Origin of the sequence: Agrococcus versicolor (genome assembly GCF_039531815.1) — a bacterium.
GTDB lineage: Bacteria > Actinomycetota > Actinomycetes > Actinomycetales > Microbacteriaceae > Agrococcus > Agrococcus versicolor.
Map to the genome: position 1 here is coordinate 269345 of NZ_BAAAQT010000005.1, position 19740 is coordinate 289084.

Consider the following 19740-nt stretch of genomic DNA (forward strand, 5'->3'; position numbering starts at 1 on the left):
CTCCACCGGAAGGACGAACGATGACGTTCACCACCACCACACCCCGCGGCGCGCGCCGCGCGGTCCTCGGCGTCGCGCTCGTCGGCGCCCTCGCACTCGGTGCCTGCTCGAGCGGCGGTGGCGGATCGGCAGCCGGCGACGACGCGATCGAGCTCACGCTCGCGACCTCGGCGATCGCAGGCACGCCGAACGCCGCGGCGCAGGACTGGTTCCTCGACGCGGTCGAGGAGGCCACCGACGGCTCCGTCACGTTCGACCGCACGGCGCCGGAGTCGATCTGCACCGCCGCCGAGATCGTCGAGTGCCTGCGCGACGGCCGCGCCGACGTCGGCGTGACGATCCCCGACTACACCCCGCAGTACTTCCCGACCGTGAGCGTCGTCGGCATCCCGTTCGTCGGCCAGAACTCGGCGGCGATCACGGCGAGCCTCTACGACCTCCACACCCAGGACGAGCAGGCGGTGGCGCTCATGGAGCGCAACGGCCTGCACTACGTGAGCGCCTGGCCCGTGGGCAGGCTGCTGCTCGGCACCGACGCACCCGTCGAGTCCATCGCCGACCTGCAGGGCATCTCGGCGCGGGCGTCGGGCCCCGTCGTGCAGCAGGTGCTGTCCGACGCGGGCATGAGCATCACGGCCGTCACGGCGAGCGAGTCGTACGAGGCCGTCGAGCGCGGCGTCATCGACGGCGTCGGCGGCGCCATCGACTTCGCCGTCAACTACCGCATCATGGAGCTGCTGCCGTACTGGACCGACCCGGGCATCGGTCAGTACTCGACCTTCGGCATGTGGTTCTCGGCCGACGCCTGGGAGCGGCTGAGCGCCGAGCAGCAGGAGGCGGTCACGGCCGTCGAGGAGGAGTTCAACGAGGGTGCCGCCGTGGAGGCGTTCAACGACCAGGCGGCGACGCAGTGCGACGCGATGCTCGAGGCGACGACCGTCGACGACCTCACGGCGTGGAGCGAGGATGCCACCGAGGAGTGGATCGACCAGGTCGGCGACTCCGCCCGCGAGGCGTGGACGACCGTCGCGGCCGACTTCGGCCTCGAGGACCCCGACTCGCTGCTCGACGCGTACGAGGCGTCGCTCGACGAGCACGCGGAACTCGAGTACGTCGACGCGACGTCGTCGTGCGTGGAGGCGTTCGCGACGCGCTGATCGGATCGCTCTCGTCGCGGCCGCCCGGTCTCCGGGCGGTCGCGTCGCGTGCGTCGCGACCTCCATCGGGTGCGGGGGACTTGACCGATCGTGCATGCGATCGTATATGCTCACGGCACGTCGGGCAGCGCCGCCTCGCGAGAGACGCGCGGCATTCCTGACCGATCGTTCGGGAAATGGGATAGGCTCCCGACCGGTCGATGACGATCCCTCACGGACGAAGGAGTCCACGTGTCCAGCACTTCCCACGCGCGCACCGCAGCGCGTGAGCGCAACAAGGTCCTCGGCGCAGTCGTGGTCGGCACCACCATCGAGTGGTACGACTTCTTCATCTACGCCTTCATGGCGAACCTCGTGTTCGCCGAGCTCTTCTTCGGGCCCGCCGGCCCGGGGCTCGCCTCGATCCTCTCGCTCGTGACGATCGGCATCTCGTTCCTCTTCCGGCCGCTCGGCGCGTTCCTCGCCGGGCACTTCGGCGACCGCATCGGCCGCCGTCCCATGCTCGTCATCACGCTGCTCCTCATGGGCCTCGCGACGACGCTCGTGGGCGCGCTGCCCACGTACGAGCAGGCGGGCGTCCTCGCACCGATCCTCCTCATGCTGCTGCGCATCCTCCAGGGCCTCTCGGCCGGTGGCGAGTGGGGTGGCGCCGTGCTCATGGCCATCGAGCACGCGCCCGCCAACCGTCGCGGCCTCTACGGCTCGTTCGTGCAGGCCGGCGTGCCGCTCGGCCTCATGCTCGCGACCGGCGTCCTCGCCGCCATCCGCGCGCTCTTCCCCGGCGACGCGTTCCTCGAGGTCGGCTGGCGCATCCCGTTCTTCGTCTCGATCGTGCTCGTCGTCATCGGCTTCGTCGTGCGTCGCTCGGTCGACGAGTCGCCCGTGTTCCAGGAGATCAAGGAGACGGCGCAGGAGCAGTCGGCCCCGATCATCCAGGTCTTCAAGAAGTACGGACTCGTCGTCATCACGTGCGCCATGATCTTCATGGCCAACAACGCGGCCGGCTACATGACGACCGGCGGCTACGTGCAGGGCCTCGCCTCGCGTCCCGTCGACGGCGTGCCGCCGGGGCTCGGCTTCGACCCCGTGGGCGTGCAGCTCGCGGCGTTCGCCGGCTCGTTCACGTGGCTCATCTTCACGTTCCTCGCGGGCTTCCTCTCCGACCGGATCGGGCGCAAGCGCGTCTACCTCATCGGCTGGGTCGTGCTCGCGCTCGGCATCATCCCGCTGTTCCAGCTCGTCTACACGGGCGTCGCGGGCGTCGCGCTCGCGACGGTGCTGCTCGGCATCGGCCTCGGCCTCACGTACGGCGCGCAGGCCGCGTGGTACGCCGAGTCGTTCCCCGCGTCGGTGCGCTTCTCGGGCGTCTCGATCGCCTACGCGTTCGGCGCCATCATCGGTGGCGCGTTCGCTCCGACGATCGCGCAGGCGCTGCTGCAGTCGACCGGCACGACGTGGGCGATCGTCGCCTACCTGCTCGTGACCGTCGTCATCTCGATCGTGGGCACGCTGCTCACGAAGGACCGCACGGGCATCCCGCTCTCGGTCGAGTTCGAGCGGTCGGGCCGCTGGGCCGACTGGAAGCGCGGCGACTCCGTCGACGCGTCGGTGCTCTCCGACGTCGACCGCGAGGCGATCGCGGCCGCCGAGGCGGCTGCGCGGCGCTAGCCGCACGCACGACGACGCCCCGCGGACCGCTCGGTCCGCGGGGCGTCGTCGCGTCGGCGCTCAGTCCTCCTGCATCGCGTCCTTCGGCAGCGCCTTCACGCGCTTGCGGCGCTTCGGACGCGCGGGGATCATCGAGCGCATCTCCTCGAGCCTGCCGAAGCACAGCAGCCGATCCTCGGCCTCCAGCACCTCGCGGCCCTTCGGGTTCGGGATGACGGACGTGCCCCGGTGCACCGTGAGCACCGTGATGTCGCGCTCCCACAGGCCCGACTCCTTGAGGGTCGAGCCGACGAGCTCGGCATCGCCGTGCACGACGAGCTCGGCGACGCCGTAGCCGGTCGAGATGCTGAGGCGCTCGCGCACGTCGATCTGCGGGAAGGCGACCTGGTCGCCGATGTAGTCGATGATCGCGCCCGCGACGTCGAGGTTCGTCGCCGTCTCGATGCCCTCGAGGCCGGGGGAGGAGTTCACCTCCATGACGAGCGGGCCGTCGTTGCCCTCGAGCATGTCGACGCCCGCGACCTTGAGGCCCATGATCTGCGCGGCCCGCACGGCGACGCGCTCGTACTCGGGGTCGAGCGAGACGGCCTCGACGCTGCCGCCGCGGTGCACGTTCGAGCGGAACTCGTCGCCCTGCGCGACGCGGCGCATCGCGGCGACCACGCGGTCGCCGACGACGAGCGCGCGGATGTCGCGGCCGCGCGACTCCGTCACGAACCGCTGGATGAGCACCTGCTGGCGCGTCGACTGCAGCGTCTCGATGATCGCCTCGGCGACCTTGATCGTCGGCGCGAGGATGACGCCGATGCCCTGCGTGCCCTCGAGGAGCTTCAGCACGACCGGCGCGCCGCCGACGCGCTCGATCGCGGGGATCACGTCCTTGCGGTCGCGCACGAACGTCGTCGCGGGCATCCCGATGTCGTGGCGGGCGAGGATCTGCGTCGCGCGCAGCTTGTCGCGCGAGTTCGTGATGCCGTTGGCGGTGTTGGGCGTGTAGACGTCCATCTGCTCGAACTGCCGCACGACGGCGGTGCCGAAGTACGTGATCGAGTTGCCGATGCGCGGCAGGATCGCGTCGTAGTCGCGCAGCTGCAGGCCGCGGAACTGCAGGTCGGGCGACTCGCCCGACAGGTCGATCGAGAAGCGCAGGGTGTTGAGCACCTTGACGTCGTGGCCGCGGTCGGCGGCGGCGGCCCGCAGTCGGCGCGTGCTGTACGAGCGCGGAGCGCGGGAGAGGATCGCGAGCCTCATGGGTGTCGGAACCTGCTTCCCTGGTTGGATGGATGCATGACCGCCGACCATCCTGCCAGCCCCGCGATCGCCGGCTGGCGCGAGTGGGTGGCGCTGCCGGGGTTCGGCGTCGAGCACGTCAAGGCGAAGCTCGACACGGGTGCGCGCTCGAGCGCCGTGCACGCGTTCGACGTCGAGGAGCACGTGCGCGACGGCGTCGACTGGGTGCGCTTCGCCGTGCATCCGTGGCAGCGCTCGACGGCCGACGCCGTCGTCGTCGACTGCCCGGTGCACGACCGCCGCGTCGTGCGCTCGTCGAACGGCACCGAGCAGGAGCGCATCGTCGTGCTGACGACCGTCGCGCTCCTCGGTCGCACGATCGAGACCGAGATGACGCTGTCCAGGCGCGACGAGATGGGCTTCCGCATGCTCGTGGGCCGCGAGGCGCTGCGGCAGGGGTTCCTCGTCGACGCCGCCGCCTCGTACCTCGGCGGACGTCCGTCGCGCGAGGTGCGCATCCGGAACCGCGGTCGCGATGCGTGAGTCGTTCGCGATCGGCTCCGTGCGCGTGCGGGCCGGGCAGCAGCAGGACGTCGAGCTGCCGATCACGCGCCTCGTGACCGGCGGCGACGCCACGCTGCCCGTCCGCGTCGTGCACGGCCGCGAGCCCGGCCCGACGGTGTGGGTCGACGCCGCGATCCACGGCGACGAGGTGCTCGGCGTCGAGATCATCCGCCAGGTGCTCGCCGCCGTGTCGGCGCGCACCCTGCGCGGCACGCTGCTGGCCGTGCCGGTGGTGAACGTGCTCGGGTTCATGACCGGCGACCGCTACCTGCCCGACGGTCGCGACCTCAACCGATCCTTCCCCGGCTCAGCGCGCGGATCGCTCGCGAGCCGCATCGCGCACCTGCTCATGACGGAGGTCGTCTCGAAGTGCGACGTCGGCATCGACCTGCACACCGCCGCCGCGCGGCGCAGCAACCTGCCGCAGATCCGCGCCGACCTCGACGACCCCGAGACCCGCAGGCTCGCGGAGGCGTTCGGCGCGCCCGTCATGCTGCACGCGCGGCTGCGCGACGGCTCCCTGCGCCAGGCGGCGCGCGAGGCCGGCGGCACCGTGCTGCTGTACGAGGCGGGGGAGGCGATGCGCTTCGAGGAGGAGCCGATCGCCGTGGGCGTCGCCGGCGTGCTGCGCGTGCTCGCCGCGCTCGACATGCTCGACGTCGAGGCGAACGACGACGAGCCGCCCGTCGCGGCGTTCGCGAGCGGCTGGATGCGCGCACGGGCCTCCGGCATCCTGCACCTCGAGGTCGACCTCGGCGCGCAGGTCGAGGACGGCCAGCGGCTCGGCCGCATCGCCGACGCGTTCGGCGACAACGGTCGCATCGTGCGCGCCGACCGCAGCGGCATCGTCATCGGCCTCACGCGCGCGCCCATCGTGCACGCGGGCGACGCGCTCGTGCACGTCGCGACCGACGGCGCGTGATGGCGGGCGGGCCCGGACCGCTGCATCACGTGCGCGGGGTGCTCGGCGAGAGCGTGCGCGTCGGCCCGGCGCCCGGGGCGCATCGCGTCGCGATCCGCGGCTCCCTCGTGCTGCTCGTCGCCCTCTCGACGCTCCTCGTGCTCGACCGGCTCGACCTCGCCATCGCGGCGGCGTTCGGCGCGTTCGCGTCGCTGTACGGCGGGCGCAGGCCCGCGCCCGGCCGGTGGCGGACGCAGGCGTGGATGGGCGCGCTGCTCGCGTCGTGCGCCGCCGTCGGCGCGGTGGTCGGTGCGACGCCGTGGCGCGCGTGGCTCGCGATCCCGCTCGTCGCCGCCGTCGCGGGCCTCGCCACCTGGGCGTCGGATCGTCAGGGCTGGCGTCCTCCGGGGCCGTTCTTCCTCGTCTTCGCCGCCGGCGCGTGCGCCTCGGTGCCGTTCGCGCCGGCCGACGTGCCGCTCGTGCCGCTCGTCGCCGCGGCGACCGCGGCGACCGCGGTGCTGCTCGGCGCCCTCGAGCAGGTGGTGCTGCCCACGCGCAAGCCCGCGCCGCCGCATCCGCCGCGCGATCCCCGCATCCGCTGGCAGGTCGTGCGGGCCGTCGTCGCGGTCGCGGTCGCCGGCTCGCTCGCGACCGCCATCGGCGGCGACCACCCGTACTGGGCGATGCTCGCGGCCGTCGTGCCGTTCGCGGTCTCGCACGCGCACGGGCAGCTCGCGCGCGGCGTGCAGCGCGTCGTGGGCACGGTGCTCGGCCTCGGGGTGGCGTGGCTGCTGCTCGCCGCGGATCTCCCTCCGTTGCCGACGATCCTCGTCGCCGTCGCGCTGCAGGCGGTCGTCGAGCTCGTCATCGGCTGGAACTACGGCATCGGCCTCGTCGCCATCACGCCGCTGGCGATGCTGCTCGTGCACCTCGCCGCACCGATCCCCGTCGATGCGCTGCTGACCTCGCGGCTGCTCGAGACCGTGCTGGGCGTCGTCGTGGGATCGCTGGCGGTCGTGGCGATCCGCCCGTGGCGGCGGCGAGTGGGCTCGTAGCCCGACGTCCTCTCGGATCAGGCGCGCCGGCTCGAATGCGCACGACCTCGTCCCCGCGACGAGTCGTCGGTGTCGCCTCGAGAGGCTCCTTGTCGCTCAAAGTCGAAGTTTTGCCCTCTTCTACGACATTCGGCTCAGGGCGGCCTCATGGTGGTTGCTACAGCGGCGGCGTGCCGCGTCGACCAGTGAGGATGACCCATGTCGAGGATGCAACACGGACGGATCTTCGCCGCCTTCGCCGCCGCTGGCGCGATGGTGCTGAGCGTGACCCAACCAGCAGTTGCAAGCACCCCCGCAGACGAGACGATCGCGGCGATCGAGTCAGCGTCCGAATCGATCGAGGCGACGTCGGGTGTCGCTCCGCTTGAGGAGGCTCTCCCCGGCGCGGTCTCCGGTGATGTCGTGACCCTCGATGCCGGGGCAAGCCAGGTGGTCGTGGACACCGAGGCTTCGACCATCACGTTGGGTGATGGCGAGGCGTCGCTGGGCATCGTCATCGCTGACGCGGAGCGACCCGCCGAGGTTTCCAGTCAGGGCTTCGCCGTGGCCGAGACGGGCGTCGAGGCGACGACGGCCGTCTTGCCGCAGGAGGACGCCGTGCAACTGCTCACCGTCATCGATGGGCCTGCAGCACCGAGCACGTTCTCGTACGACCTGAACGTCCCCGAGGGCGCGGCCGTCGCACTGGACGAAGCGAGCGAGGGCGTCATCGTCGCTGACAGCGAGGGCGCGCTGATCGCGGGCATCGCGCCGGCGTGGGCCGTCGACGCCGCTGGCATGGAGCTCTCCACGCACTTCGAGGTCGAGGGCACGACCGTCATCCAGGTCGTGGACCACGCCACCGACGGGGTGCAGTACCCGGTCACCGCCGACCCGTACCTCGGAACGAACCTGTTCTCGTACGTGCGAACGGATGCAGCGCTGACGGTTGCGTCCATGCGTCTGAGCACGTGGGGCATGACCGTGTGGATCCGTGGCGGCAAGTCCACCACTTTGCTGCCTACTCCCATCGCCATCTTCCAAGGGCAGGCGATCATCAATCAGTACGGTTGGTCCGAGATGCTGGGTCGGATGGGTGCGAACGCGAAGAGGATGTTCAACCGCACGTCCGTGCAGCAGCAGTTCTCGTGTCATGCCCTGGGTTGGATCGCTGACTACAGAGCCTGGGAGTGGAATTTGGAGCGCGACCGGCCAGCGTTGTCGGTGCACTGGGCCAACAACGTGCTGCAGCATCGCTGCAACTGGAATCGTTCGAACGGCGGAGTCTGATCAGTGCGCGCTCCAAAGGCCTCCGTAGGCGCCATGCTGCTCGCCGTCGCGCTCCTCACGGGATGCAGCCCGCCGCCGACCTCGCAGGACTTCGAGCTCGCGGGACCGCTGACGAATCCCGAGATGCCGCTGCCGGACGGCGCAGTCGCGACGCTGCGATCCGTCACGAGCGAGCTGTGCACCATCGCCGTGCCCTGCGTGGAGGCATGGTCGTCGGACGTCGGCGTGTTCCTTCGCTTCGACACCGTCGATGACGCGGAGTCGTACGTCGACGCGGCGTCGGACGCGGAATGGGATCGCTTCGTCGTCCTGGACTTCTCGGATGTCGACATCGGCAGCACGCGACGGAGCTCGGTCACGAGCGTGATCCTCGCCCAGCTCCCCCCGGAGCATGCGCCGTTCCTGTTCTGACGACACGGGCGGCGGCGCTGGCGGCCAAGGGACTCAGGCGGGCAGGCTCGAGCGCGCGCCGAACCCGAAGTCGGCGGTGATGGCCGTCCCGTGGATGCCGACGGCACGCGGGCTCGCGAGGAAGAGGACGTGCTCGGCGACGTCCTCCGCGCGGTGCACGGGCGCCGTCGGGTCCCCGAGGCCAGCGCCGTCGAACGCAGCGTCGCCGAGGTCGCGGCGGCTCATCGGGGTGTCGACGATCGAGGGGCACAGTGCGGTGACGCGCACGGCACCCGCCACCTCGACCGAGACGGCCCTCGCGAGCTGCACGACCGCCGCCTTCGAGACGCCGTAGGGCACCATGCCCGGCGCGGCCACGTGCGCGGAGTCGCTCGCGAGCAGCACGGCGGCGCCGTGCGCGGAGGCGCGCAGCGCCGGCATGGCGTGCTTGAGCGGGAGGAAGGTGCCCGTGACGTTGACCTCGAGCACGTGCCGCCAGTCGGCGAGGGACGTCGCCTCGAGGGGCGTGCCGAACGGCCCGGACACGCCGGCGCACGTCACGAGGGCGTCGATGCGCCCGGTGGCTGCCAGGGCGGCGCGGATCGCCTCGCGCACGGCATCCTCGTCCGTGACGTCGGCCTCGAGCGCGAGCGCGCCGTCGATGCGGGCGGCGGCCGCGGCCACGGCGCCGCCGTCGCGGTCGACGAGCACGGGCGTCGCGCCATGTCCCGCGGCCGCAGCGGCGACGGCCGCGCCGATGCCGCTCGCGGCGCCCGTCACGAGCACGACGGCCCCGTCGAGCCCGAGGCCGCGCCCCGTCATCCGAACGCCAGGGTCGGCACGTCGACGACGTGGGCGCCGCCGTCGACGACGATCGTCGCGCCGTGCACGTAGGAGGCGTCGGCGCCGAGCAGGAACGCGGCGACGCCCGCGATCTCTGCGGGCGCGGCGGGGCGACCGAGCGGCACGTCGCGCGTGACGCGCGCGTAGGCGCCCTCGACGTCGGCGGCGCCACCGTCCTCCACGAGCACGCGCATCTCGTCGTCGGCCATCGGGGTGCGCACCCAGCCAGGGCAGATGGCGTTCGCCCGCACGCCGCGCCTGCCGTAGTCGCGCGCGATCGAACGCACGAGCCCGAGCAGCGCGTGCTTGCCCACCGTGTAGCCGGCGGTGTCGGGCGCCGCGCGCAGTCCCGCGAGCGACGAGACGACGACGAGGCTGCCACCGCCGTCCGCCTCCAGCAGCGGCAGCGACTCGCGCGCGGTCACGAACGCCGTCGTGAGGTTGGCCTCGAGGCTGGCGTGCCACGCATCGTCGCTCGTGTCTCCGACGGCGTCGTAGCCGTGCCCGCCCGCGTTGGCGACGACGCCGTCGAGGTTTCCGTGCCGGTCGCGCACCTCGCCGACGAGCGCGCGCATCGCCGCGCCGTCGGCCGCGTCCGCCACCATCGCGACGATGCGGGGCGACTCGGCGGCGACCGCCTCGAGCGGGCCGGCGCGACGACCGGCGACGACCACGTCGTGCCCGTCGGCCGCGAGCCTGCGGGCGATCGCCGCGCCGATGCCCGTGCCGCCTCCGGTCACGAGGTGCACGCTCATGCGGCGCGGTCGACGATCGGCACGGCGGAGGTCGGCTGCAGCGGGTCGACGCGGTCGAGGTCGCGTGCGAGCCCGTCCCACACCTCGGGACGCGACGCGCGCAGGCGCTGCGCGACGACGAGCGCGACGACGGCGGCGGCCGGCAGCAGCCAGGGCAGCAGCGCGACGACGGGGCTGTCGCTGCCGGCGAGCGCGGGGAAGTTCGCGAACGCGAGCGACGTGATCGCCCAGAGCCCGAGCCCGCCGAGGCCCGGCAGCACGAGGGTCGACAGCCACCGCGGATCGCGGACGCGGCGGAAGTGCACGACGATCGCGGTCGCGGCGATCGCCTGCAGCACGATGATGCCGAGCGTGCCGATGCCGGTGAACGACGCGACGAGTGCCGTGATGGGGTCGGCGCCCGCGATCGCGAACGCCATCGCGACGGCGGTCGCGAAGACGAGCTGCACCGTGGACGCCACCACGGGCGAGCCGTTGGCGCGCGTGCGCGCGAGCGCCCGCGGCAGCACGCCGACGCGGCCGAGCGCGTAGAGGTAGCGCGTCGCCGAGTTGTGCAGTGCCAGCAGGGCGGCGAAGAGGCTCACGATGAGCAGCAGCTGCATCACCACCGTGAGCGCGCTGCCGAGGTACTCCTCCGACACCGAGAAGATGAGGTCGCCGGCCGCGAGGTGCGCGAGCCCCTCCTCGCCGGCCTGGCGGACGCCGAGCGCCGAGACGATCGCCCACGTCGTGATCGCCGCGAAGACGCCGATGAAGGCGATGGCGATGTAGGTGGCGCGGGGGATCGTGCGCTTGGGGTCGCGGGCCTCCTCGCCGAACAGGCCGGTCGCCTCGAAGCCCACGAATGCGTTGGCGGCGAACAGCAGCCCGAGGCCCACGGAGCCGGTGAGGAACACCTCCGGCAGGAACGCCTCGAACGAGTACCCGGTGCGCACGAGGATCGCGACGTCGAGCACGACGAGGATCGCGACCTCGAGCACGAGTGCGACGCCGAGGATCTTCGCGGACAGGTCGATGCCGCTGCGCGTGAGCAGCCAGACGAGCGCGACCGACACGAGGCTCCACAGCCACCACGGGGTGGCGATGCCGAAGACTCCCTCGAGCACGATGGCGGTGAAGAAGCCGCTCGTGCCGACGGCGCCGGCGACGAAGCAGTTGTAGCCGACGACGGCGATGAGCGCGGCGACGAGCCCGGCCGTGCGACCGAGCCCGCGGACGACGAAGGCGTAGAACCCGCCCGCGTTCGTGAGCTGCTTCGCCATCTGGGCGTAGCCGACCGCGAACAGCAGCAGCACGACGGTCGCGAGCAGGAACATCACCGGGGTGCCGCCGCCGGTGCCCACGGCGATGCCGATGCCGGCCACGACGATGATGCCGGTCAGCGGCGCGACGGCCGCGAGGACGAGGAAGACGATCCCCGGCACGCCGAGGCGCCCCTGGAGTCGGGTGTGCTGGGTGGTGGAGGACATCGGCGTCCGCTCTCTTCGCGTGCTGCGCAGGTGGGGTGGGGTCAGCGCGCGTGCGCGGTGACGGTGAGGATCTCGGCGGTCGCACCGACGGGGAAGGTCACGAGCGTCGACGCGTCGAACCCGGCGTTGCCGAAGATCGAGCCGTCGGTGCGCATGGCGTCGAGGTCGATGAGGATGAGGCCGAGGGTGGGCACGATCTTCTCGCGCCAGACGAACAGCGTCAGGCCGTCGCGGATGCGCACGTGGTGGCAGGCGTCGACGTCGGCGAGACCGCGCTCGACGCCCTCGATGCAGTGCCAGGCGTAGAGGGTGGGCGTGAGGTAGATGTGCTCGTACACCTCGGTGGTCGAGTAGTCGTAGCGATTGCGCAGGCCGACGAGGTCGTCGGTCGCAGCGTGCGGCTCGGCGACGGAGCCGTCGATGCGACCGTGTCGCAGGGTCGCGGCGACGCCGGTCGCCTCGTCGCCGCGCTGCACGCGCGTGAAGGCGGACTCGGCGCGGGTCGCCTCGTCGGGCAGCGTGCCCTCGACGAGCGTCACGAGCCCCGCGTCGAGGTCGAGCACGAATGCCGTCGACACGGAACCCGCGATGCCGCCGACGAGGAAGATGCCGGGTCGGATCGAGGTCACGCGGACGGGCACGTCGACCGCATCGCCCCAGCTGGCGACGCCGCGACCGATCGACAGGGTGTCCGCGCCGTCGAGGTCGAGGGCGAACGCGCGACCCTCGAGGTGGTCGACCACGTCGAGGCTGCGCGAGGCGTGCGCGAATCCGTCGCCGAGGGCGCCGACGGGGATGAAGGTGGAGGTCATGCTGCGTCCTTCGAGGAGGGGGTGGGGGCGTGGTCGCATCGGCAGTCGTCGCCGCATCCTCCGCACGCGCCGGTCGACATGCCGGTCGGCAGGTCGAGGGCGGGGTTGCGGTCGAGGAAGCCGTAGGGCTTGAGCAGGAAGCCCGAGCGGTCGACGGGCATGACGGGCCAGTCCTCCGGCCTCGGGATGTGCGTCGGCCCGAACGTGTGCCAGACGACGACGTCCGCGCCGTCGACGTCGCCGCCTCGTGCGACGGAGGCGGGGATGCCCGCGCCGCCGGCGTGCTGGTTCGGGTAGATGCCGCTCGGGAAGACGTCGTCGTCGCTGCCGGCCGCCGTGACCCAGAGGGCACGGGTCGCGAACGCCGCGCGGGCGGCGACCGACGAGGCCGGGTCGGCCAGCAGCGTCGCGCCGCCCTGCGGGATGAGCTGGTACTGCGTGGGGTGGCCGAGGCGGTTCGTGCGCGACGCCGAGCCGATGTGCCACGTGCGCCCCGCCGCGGGGTCCGCGTCGCGCCCACCGGCCTCGGCGATCCGCGTCGAGCGCCAGGTGAAGGCGTTGCCGCGCGGGTTGGCATCGCCCATGGGGATGCGCACGAGGTCGACCTCGTCGACGACGTTGTCGTCGCCGTCGATCGCGACGTCGAGCCGCGCGCAGAAGAGGTGCTGGTGCACGGGCGCGAAGAGGCCCGGGGCGAGCTCGGTCATGTGCGGGTGCTGCGTGCCCGGCTCGTCGGCGCCGCAGAACACGATGCCGGTCGCCTTCGCCTCGAGCTGGATCGTGCCGTCGAGGTGGAGGTACCAGAAGAAGCCGTAGTCGTAGTTGCCGATCGTCGAGGTCGACGAGATGACGAGGCGACGACCGCGCCGCGAGTCGGGCGCGCCGCCGGGCTCGGTGTGCTTCCAGAGGATGCCGTCGTCCTCCTCGTGCATGCAGATCGCCTGCGGGATCGTCACGGGATCGCCGGAGTCGGCGGCGACGTGCGCGTCGAAGTAGTGGATGACCCCGAGGCAGTCGCAGCCGAGCTCGAGCGGGTTGGCGTTCTTGCCCAGGTGGTACTCGCCGGCGTCGAAGTACGAGATCCAGGAGCGCGTGGCGCTCTGGTCGCCGTACGGCACGACCATCTCGGGCACGCTCGCGCGATGCAGGACGCGACGCGCCTCGTCGCCGTCGTGCCACCGCAGGTCGTGCAGCACGAGGCCCTCGCGCATCGAGAAGCCGACGCGGAACGACCACTGCTCCCAGCGCACGTGCGCGCCGTCGACCGTGAAGCTCGGACCCTCGGGCTGCGTGATCTCGATCGGTCGCAGCGTCGTGCGCGCCGGGCCGATCGCCTCGACGTCGTAGCGGCCGTGCTCGGCGGGCACGGCGACCTGCCGCTCGTCGACGACCGAGAGCACCGACCGGTCGCCGAGGTCGATCGTCACGACGAGCCCCTCGACGGGGTGCGCCCACGGCGAGTCCTGCGGCGTCGGCTGCAGGAAGGTCAGCGAGCGGATGACGCGTCGGCCGACCTCCTCCGCGATCCCGAACGCGCCGGGTGCGAGCGGCGCGCAGAAGGCCGACTCGACGTGCGCGGGCTCGATGCCGCGTGCCGCCATCGCGGCGCGCCACCGGGCATCGGCCTTCACGATGCCGTCGACGGCCTCGTACTCCTCGAACAGGTACTGCGGCTGGCCGTAGGGCGCGTCGCCCGTGGGGACGACGGCGTCGTGCTCGACCGTGCCCTCCGGCAGCAGCACGACGACGTCGCGTGCGGTGCCGTCGGCGACGTCGACGAGCGTCGACTGCACGCGGCGGGGGATCGGATCGCCGTCCCGCCAGGCTGCGAGGTCGGCCTTCGTCGGCTCGACGTGCAGCTGGCCGGCGACGCGGACGGTGCCGCCGAGCCGGCCGGCGGCGACGAGCGCGGCACGCGTCGCGGCGATCTCGTCGGGCGTGAGGGGGTCGAGCGGATGCCGCAGGTCGGTGAGCCCGCTGACTCGACTGCCGTGGGTGTGCATGTCGCCGGATCCCTTCGTCGCGATGACGCAACGCTAGGAAGCGGATGCCCGAGCGGGCTAGGACGCGGACGCGGACTGCTTGTCCGCCAGCGCGCGACGTCGATGGTCGCGCGGCGTCTCGCCGTAGCGGCTGCGGAACAGGCGCGAGAAGTGGGCGGCGTCGGGCAGCCCCCAGCGCGTCGCGACCTGCTGCAGCGGCTCGCCCGCACGTGCGGGATCGGCGAGGTCGCGCCGGATGCGCTCGAGGCGACGCTCGCGGATCCAGGCGGCGAGCGTGACGCCGTCGGCGGAGAACGCCGCGTGGAGGTGCCGCACCGAGATGAAGTGCGCCTGCGCGATGGTCGCGGGCGTGAGGCTCGTGTCGCCCAGGCGCGCGTCGACGTACGTGCGGATGTCCTGCGTGAGCCGTCTGCGCGGATCCGTCTCGACGTGCAGGCGGCTCGAGAGCAGCGTGACGAGCAGGTCGAGGGCGCTGTGCACGAGGCGGATGCCGTCGGGCCCCTGCAGGCGCTCGATGCTCGTGCCGAGCTCGGTGAGGAACGGGATGATGACGCGGCCGAGCGCCGACTCGCGGCTGAAGACGACGGCGGTGATCTCGGCGACCGAGGCGGCCGGCAGGTCGACGACGCGCTGCGGGAACATGATGACGAGCGCCCGGTTGTCGCCCTCGAAGACGAGCTCGTACGGGCGCGTCGTGTCGTAGATCGCGAGGTCGCCCGGCCGGATGTCGGCGGTGCGGCCGTCCTGGTGCAGGCGTGCGTCGCCCTCGAGCTGCAGGCTCAGCTTGAAGTACGGCTCGTCGCCCTCGGCGATGAGCGCGGGCGTGCGCCGCACGACGTGCGGCGTCGCGGCGATGTCGAACACCGCGACCTCGTCGACGACGCGCGACGAGATCGCACCGCGGAACTCCACGAGCAGCGGCTCGATGTCGAGCGGCACGAACGAGCGTCGCACGAGCCTTCGCCACTGTGCGATGTCGAGCTGGTCGCGGCGAGGCGACGTCGTCGGCTGCGGCATGTGCTGCCGATCATACGAGCGTCGCCTCGCCGGGGCGAGGTGCTGCAGGGTCGACATCTAGCCGTTGATGACGTGCGGCACCGCGACGGCCTTGAGCCCCTCCACGCCGAACTCGAGGCCGTAGCCCGAGCCCTTGATGCCGCCGAACGGGATCATCGGGTGCACGCCGCCGTGCGAGTTGATCCACACGGTGCCGGCCTGCACGCGCGCGGCGACCGTCCGCGCCGCGGCGGCGTCCGCCGACCAGACGGAGGCGCCGAGGCCCACGTCGAGCCCGTTGGCGAGCGCGATGGCCTCGTCGAGGTCGCGGTAGCGCACGATCGGGAGCGCGGGGCCGAACTGCTCCTCGACGACGAGCGCCGCGTGGGCGTCGATGTCGGCGACGAGCGTCGCGGGGTAGAAGTTGCCCGGAGCGTCGCGGTCGGGGTCGCCGCCGAGCACGATGCGCCCGCCGGAGGCCCTGGCGTCCTCGACCAGCCTGTCGACGATCGCGAACTGGTCCGACGTCGTCAACGGCCCGAGCGCGCTCGCCTCCTCGATGCCCGGTCCCATCGGCACCTGCGACGCGACCGCGCGCAGCGCCTCGACGACGGCGTCGTAGACGTCCTCGTGCACGTAGAGGCGCTTCAGCGCGGCGCAGGTCTGGCCCGTGTTGATGAAGGCGCCCCAGAAGAGGTCCTGCGCGATGGCCGCCGGGTCGACGTCCGGCAGCACGATGCCCGGATCGTTGCCGCCGAGCTCGAGGGTGAGCCGCGGCAGGTTGTCCGCGCTCGCGGCGACGATGGCCTTGCCGGTGGCCGTCGAGCCCGTGAACATGATCTTGCCGAACGCGGGATGCGTCGTGAGCGCCGCCCCGAGGTCGCGGTCGCCGGCGAGCACCGTCAGCACGCCCTCCGGCAGCACCTGGCCGAGGATCGCGCCGAGCGCGAGCACCGACAGGGGCGTGTGCTCGCTGGGCTTCATGATGACGGCGTTGCCCATGCGGAGGGCGGGCGCGAGCTGCCACGAGGCGATGAGGGCGGGCCAGTTCCACGGTCCGATCGCGCCGACGAGGCCGACGGCGCGATACGCGATCGTCGCGCGCGGCTCCTCGAGCAGGGTCTCGTCGGGCAGCTCGGTCGCTGCCGCCGTGCGGAGCCACGCGGAGACGCCGCCCGCCTCGAAGCGCGACCCGGGCCCGTTGAGCGGCTTCCCCTGCTCGCGCGAGATGAGCTCGGCGAGCGCGGCTGCCGAGCGGTCGACGGCGTCGGCGGCCTCGACGAGGATCGCGCTGCGACGCTCGTGGCCGAGCGCCTCCCATGCTGGCTGCGCCGCACGCGCGGCCTCGACGGCGGCGTCGAGGTCGGCGGGGGTCGACGCGGGCGCGTGGGCGAGCACCTCGCCCGTCGCCGGATCGAGCACGGGCGTGCCCTCGGACGCCGAGATCGCGGCGAGCAGCCCCTCGTACGTCTCGAGCGAGCCATCGGTCGTGGTCGTCTCCATGGTCATCGCGCCCACCTCTCCATCGAACGGGTGCGGCGCCTCGGCGGCGCCCTCGCTCGGCAACCTAGCCGTGCGCACCCGTCGCGCATCAGGGGCCGAGGCGAGGCTGGCGCGGGCGGTCAAGACGGCAGCGCAGAGCGACAAGTCGCCGTGCTCGTCGGCGCACGGGACGTGACCGCGCGCGCACGAGCGCGACCGGCGTCTGGTGCCGCCGGTCGCCCGTCCGGCATGATGCTGCACGTCGGCGCGCGCCGGCGCTCCCCGCCGCGGGGAGGACGCACGTCGAGAGGGATGCCATGACGATCGACAGCCTGCACCGCACCATCGTCGGGGAGGCGTGATGCACCGGCTCCTCGTGCTGTACCCGACGCCCGTCGATCCCGCCGCGTTCCGCGAGCACTACGTCGCGCGCCACCTGCCGCTCGCCGACCGGCTGCCCGGGATGCTCGCGTCGCGGTACTCCCTCGACGTGCACGACGAGGTCGGCGGGTACTTCGCGGTCTTCGAGGCGGACTTCGCCGACGCGGGGGCGATGCAGGCGGCGATGGCGTCGCCGGAGGGGCAGGCGGTCGCCGCGGACGTGCCGCGCTACGCGACGGGCGGGGCGATCGTGCTCGACTTCCCGGTCGTCGAGCGCTGAGGAGCGGTCGCCGCGCGCTGCCGCGTCAGCGCGGGCGGCGGGCCGCGACGTCCGCGGCCTGGAGCGCGAGCGCGTCGTCGAGGGGCGCGAGCTCACCCGAGTCGCCGCGGCGCTCGAGCGCGCGGCGCAGCAGCTCGTCGGCGAAGCGCGGGCTCTTCGCGAGCACGGGGCCGTGGAGGTACGTGCCGAACACGTTGCCCTGCACGCATCCCTCGGTCGAGTCCCTGCCGTCGTTGCCGCGGCCGGGCACGGTGCGGGCGAGCGGCGTCGCCGCGGCGCCGAGGGTCGTGAGGCCCGAGTGGTTCTCGTAGCCGACGAGGCGGCCCCAGGCGGAGTCGACGGCGTGGTTGCCGATGAGGCGCGTGTCGGAGCCGTTCGTCACGACGTCGAGCACGCCGACGCCCGCGATGCGCGTGCCCTGATGCGTGAGGAACTCGTGCCCGAGCAGCTGGTACGCGCCGCAGATCGCGAGCATGACGACGCCGTCGTCGGCGGCGGCGCGCAGGTCGGGGCCGCGGCGCTGGAAGTCCTCGCCGATCTCGCCCTGCGTCGCATCCTGGCCGCCACCGCCGAGGATGAGGTCGACGTCGCTCGGCAGCGCGTCGCCGATGCCGACGGGCACGATCTCGACCGGCAGGTCGCGCCACTCGAGGCGCCTGCGCAGCACGACGACGTTGCCGGTGTCGCCGTAGATGTTCATCTCGTGCGGGTACAGGTGCACGATGCGCAGCGGGGTCATGCGCGCACCTCCTTCGCGCGGGCGACGAGATGGCGGTGGAGGCCCCACATCGCCGTGTAGGTCGAGAAGACGAGGAGGCGCTCGCCCGTCGCGGTCGCGGCGATCGCGCGGTCGATCGCGGGTGCGAGGGCGGGGTCGACGTGCCCGACCTCGACGCCGTCGTAGCGCAGGCGCACGGCCATGTCGGCGGCGCGCGTGCCGGCGGTCGACACGGGGGCGCCGCCGTCGAGGCCGGTGAAGTCGACGTCCCACAGCCACGAGACGTCCCGACCGTCGGCGTCGTCGTCGTTGATGACGATGCAGATGCGCGAGGGGTCCTCGACGCGCGCCGCGGCGAGCGACTGGCGGAAGCCCGCCGGGTTCTTCACGAGGTGCAGCGACACGTCGCGGCCGTCGACGACGAACGACTGCCCGCGACCGAACGCGGGCTCGACGGCGCGCAGGCCCGCGAAGATCACGTCGGGCGAGAGGTCGAAGGTCGCCGCCATCGCCGCGGCGGCGGTCGCGTTCTGCGCGTTGTGGGCGCCGGATGCGCGCAGCGGGAAGGTCTGCTGCTCGTTGCCGATGCGGATGGTCGTGCCCTCGGTGCCCCAGGCGACGAGCTCGGCCGACGCGCCGTCGGAGGCGCGCGCCGCGCGCGAGGCGCCGCCGTACAGCTCCTCGTCGGTGGGGAAGAGGTGCCGGAGGTCGTCGGCGACCTGGTACCAGACGGGCTCGGCCTCGATGCCGTCCGCGATCGCGGCGATGCGCGCGTCGTCGCGGTTGAGGCCCACGGCGACCGTCGCGTGCTCGGCGACCGTGCGGAGCAGGCGAGCCGTGTGGTCGATCTCGCCGAAGCGGTCGAGCTGGTCGCGCATGACGTTGAGCAGCAGCACGCGCTCGGGCCGGTAGCGCTCGACGAAGCGGACGGCGTGGGCCTCGTCGAGCTCGAAGACGGCGACGTCGGCGTCGAGCCGGCCGGCCCAGGACGAGGACGAGATGGCCGCGCCGATCGTGCCCCGCACGAAGTTCGAGCCGGTGTCGTTCGTGAGCACCCGGAAGCGCTCGGAGAGGATCGCCGCGAGCATCTTCGTCGTGGTCGTCTTGCCGTTCGTGCCCGACACGACGACGACGCCGTGGGGGAGCGCGGCGAGAGTCCTCGCGAGGTATCGGGGGAACAGCCGCTCGACCACGAGACCCGGCAGCGCGTTGCCGCTGCGACCCAGGAGCCGGAGGGCGCCGAGGGCCAGCTTGCCGGTCACCACGGGGAGCATCGCCATGGTCGACGAGTCTACGAGGCGTCGCGCGCGATGCCGGCGGCGCGCGTCCGTGCGGCGCGAGCGCGGTGCAGCGCCGGGACGACCGCGACGGCCGCGAGCAGCGTCGCGGCGCCCGCGAGCAGCGCGTGGTCGAGGTGCACGACGCCCTGCGCGAGCCCGATGACGGCGACGGCGGCGGCGTTGAGCGCGACGCCCGCGGCGCAGGCGACGAGCACCGCGACCGCCTCCGGGCGGCGGTGGCCCCGTCGTGCCCGCAGCCCGAGCGCCACGAGGGCGACCGCCCATCCGACGAGCCCGACGTCCATGAAGAGGAAGAGCAGTCGCGCGCCCTCGGCGAGCCCGGCGAGCCGGTCGCCGAGCACGACGGCGTGCCACGCGGTGAGCAGGAGGAGCGCGCCGACGATCGTCAGCACGACGTCGAGCACGAGCGTCGCCGCGTGACGACGCGTCATGCCGTCGTCGTCGCTCGCAGGGGTCGCCATGACGG

The 19740-nt window shown here is 72.8% G+C and carries 19 protein-coding genes; 8 read left to right on the forward strand and 11 right to left on the reverse strand.

What is annotated here, in order from left to right; translation table 11 throughout:
- Positions 1-20: 20 nt before the first annotated feature.
- Positions 21-1157, forward strand: a complete 1137-nt coding sequence (locus ABD249_RS04055; RefSeq protein ID WP_344340597.1) for a TRAP transporter substrate-binding protein — start codon at positions 21-23, stop codon at positions 1155-1157.
- A gap of 231 nt (positions 1158-1388) precedes the next feature.
- Positions 1389-2825: an MFS transporter gene (locus tag ABD249_RS04060; protein ID WP_344340598.1), complete on the forward strand. Its 1437-nt coding sequence runs from the start codon at positions 1389-1391 to the stop codon at positions 2823-2825.
- Positions 2826-2885: 60 nt separating this feature from the next.
- Here the strand turns inward: ABD249_RS04060 and ABD249_RS04065 are convergent, their stop codons facing one another.
- Positions 2886-4076 (reverse strand): RimK family alpha-L-glutamate ligase, encoded by a 1191-nt coding sequence (locus ABD249_RS04065; RefSeq protein WP_344340600.1) that lies wholly within the window; start codon positions 4074-4076, stop codon positions 2886-2888.
- A 36-nt stretch (positions 4077-4112) separates the two neighbouring features.
- On the opposite strand from ABD249_RS04065, the gene ABD249_RS04070 reads away from it, so the two are divergent.
- From ABD249_RS04070 to ABD249_RS04090, 5 genes are all read left to right on the forward strand, one after another.
- Positions 4113-4598 (forward strand): ATP-dependent zinc protease family protein, encoded by a 486-nt coding sequence (locus tag ABD249_RS04070; protein WP_344340603.1) that lies wholly within the window; start codon positions 4113-4115, stop codon positions 4596-4598.
- Positions 4591-5541 carry a succinylglutamate desuccinylase/aspartoacylase family protein gene (locus ABD249_RS04075; protein WP_344340604.1) on the forward strand — a complete coding sequence of 317 codons (951 nt, stop codon included), beginning with the start codon at positions 4591-4593 and terminating at the stop codon, positions 5539-5541. Before ABD249_RS04070 ends, ABD249_RS04075 begins: the two co-directional genes overlap by 8 nt.
- Positions 5541-6575 (forward strand): FUSC family protein, encoded by a 1035-nt coding sequence (locus tag ABD249_RS04080; RefSeq protein WP_344342517.1) that lies wholly within the window; start codon positions 5541-5543, stop codon positions 6573-6575. The genes ABD249_RS04075 and ABD249_RS04080 overlap by 1 nt, the downstream gene beginning before the upstream one ends.
- Positions 6576-6773: 198 nt before the next feature.
- Positions 6774-7844, forward strand: a complete 1071-nt coding sequence (locus ABD249_RS04085) for a DUF2599 domain-containing protein (RefSeq protein ID WP_344340607.1) — start codon at positions 6774-6776, stop codon at positions 7842-7844.
- 33 nt (positions 7845-7877) lie between these two features.
- A complete protein-coding gene (locus ABD249_RS04090) occupies positions 7878-8255 on the forward strand; it encodes a hypothetical protein (protein WP_344340609.1) in 378 nt (125 codons plus the stop codon).
- 33 nt (positions 8256-8288) lie between these two features.
- Here the strand turns inward: ABD249_RS04090 and ABD249_RS04095 are convergent, their stop codons facing one another.
- From ABD249_RS04095 to ABD249_RS04125, 7 genes are read right to left on the reverse strand one after another with little or no spacing between them, the layout of a single operon-like run.
- Positions 8289-9056: an SDR family NAD(P)-dependent oxidoreductase gene (locus ABD249_RS04095; RefSeq protein ID WP_344340610.1), complete on the reverse strand. Its 768-nt coding sequence runs from the start codon at positions 9054-9056 to the stop codon at positions 8289-8291.
- Positions 9053-9832: an SDR family NAD(P)-dependent oxidoreductase gene (locus ABD249_RS04100; RefSeq protein WP_344340613.1), complete on the reverse strand. Its 780-nt coding sequence runs from the start codon at positions 9830-9832 to the stop codon at positions 9053-9055. Before ABD249_RS04100 ends, ABD249_RS04095 begins: the two co-directional genes overlap by 4 nt.
- Positions 9829-11301: an APC family permease gene (locus tag ABD249_RS04105; RefSeq protein ID WP_344340615.1), complete on the reverse strand. Its 1473-nt coding sequence runs from the start codon at positions 11299-11301 to the stop codon at positions 9829-9831. Before ABD249_RS04105 ends, ABD249_RS04100 begins: the two co-directional genes overlap by 4 nt.
- Positions 11302-11342: 41 nt before the next feature.
- Complete coding sequence (locus tag ABD249_RS04110) at positions 11343-12113, reverse strand: MoaF C-terminal domain-containing protein (protein ID WP_344340618.1); 771 nt, start codon at positions 12111-12113, stop codon at positions 11343-11345.
- The gene (locus ABD249_RS04115) at positions 12110-14116 is read right to left on the reverse strand and encodes a primary-amine oxidase (RefSeq protein WP_344340620.1); all 2007 of its coding nucleotides are present in this window, start codon (positions 14114-14116) and stop codon (positions 12110-12112) included. Before ABD249_RS04115 ends, ABD249_RS04110 begins: the two co-directional genes overlap by 4 nt.
- A gap of 57 nt (positions 14117-14173) precedes the next feature.
- On the reverse strand, positions 14174-15133 hold the full coding sequence (locus ABD249_RS04120; protein ID WP_344340623.1) for an AraC-like ligand-binding domain-containing protein: 960 nt from the start codon (positions 15131-15133) through the stop codon (positions 14174-14176).
- Positions 15134-15190: 57 nt separating this feature from the next.
- Positions 15191-16621: an aldehyde dehydrogenase family protein gene (locus ABD249_RS04125; RefSeq protein ID WP_344340625.1), complete on the reverse strand. Its 1431-nt coding sequence runs from the start codon at positions 16619-16621 to the stop codon at positions 15191-15193.
- Between the two features lie 334 nt (positions 16622-16955).
- On the opposite strand from ABD249_RS04125, the gene ABD249_RS04130 reads away from it, so the two are divergent.
- On the forward strand, positions 16956-17255 hold the full coding sequence (locus ABD249_RS04130) for an EthD family reductase (RefSeq protein WP_344342518.1): 300 nt from the start codon (positions 16956-16958) through the stop codon (positions 17253-17255).
- A 25-nt stretch (positions 17256-17280) separates the two neighbouring features.
- Here the strand turns inward: ABD249_RS04130 and ABD249_RS04135 are convergent, their stop codons facing one another.
- The 3 genes from ABD249_RS04135 to ABD249_RS04145 are packed head-to-tail and all read right to left on the reverse strand — an operon-like array spanning position 17281 to position 19735.
- Complete coding sequence (locus ABD249_RS04135) at positions 17281-17994, reverse strand: type 1 glutamine amidotransferase (protein ID WP_344340627.1); 714 nt, start codon at positions 17992-17994, stop codon at positions 17281-17283.
- Positions 17991-19253, reverse strand: a complete 1263-nt coding sequence (locus tag ABD249_RS04140) for a MurT ligase domain-containing protein (protein WP_344340630.1) — start codon at positions 19251-19253, stop codon at positions 17991-17993. The genes ABD249_RS04135 and ABD249_RS04140 overlap by 4 nt, the downstream gene beginning before the upstream one ends.
- Positions 19254-19264: 11 nt before the next feature.
- Positions 19265-19735, reverse strand: coding sequence for a hypothetical protein (locus ABD249_RS04145; RefSeq protein ID WP_344340632.1), 471 nt, complete (start codon positions 19733-19735; stop codon positions 19265-19267).
- Between the last annotated feature and the right edge of the window lie 5 nt (positions 19736-19740).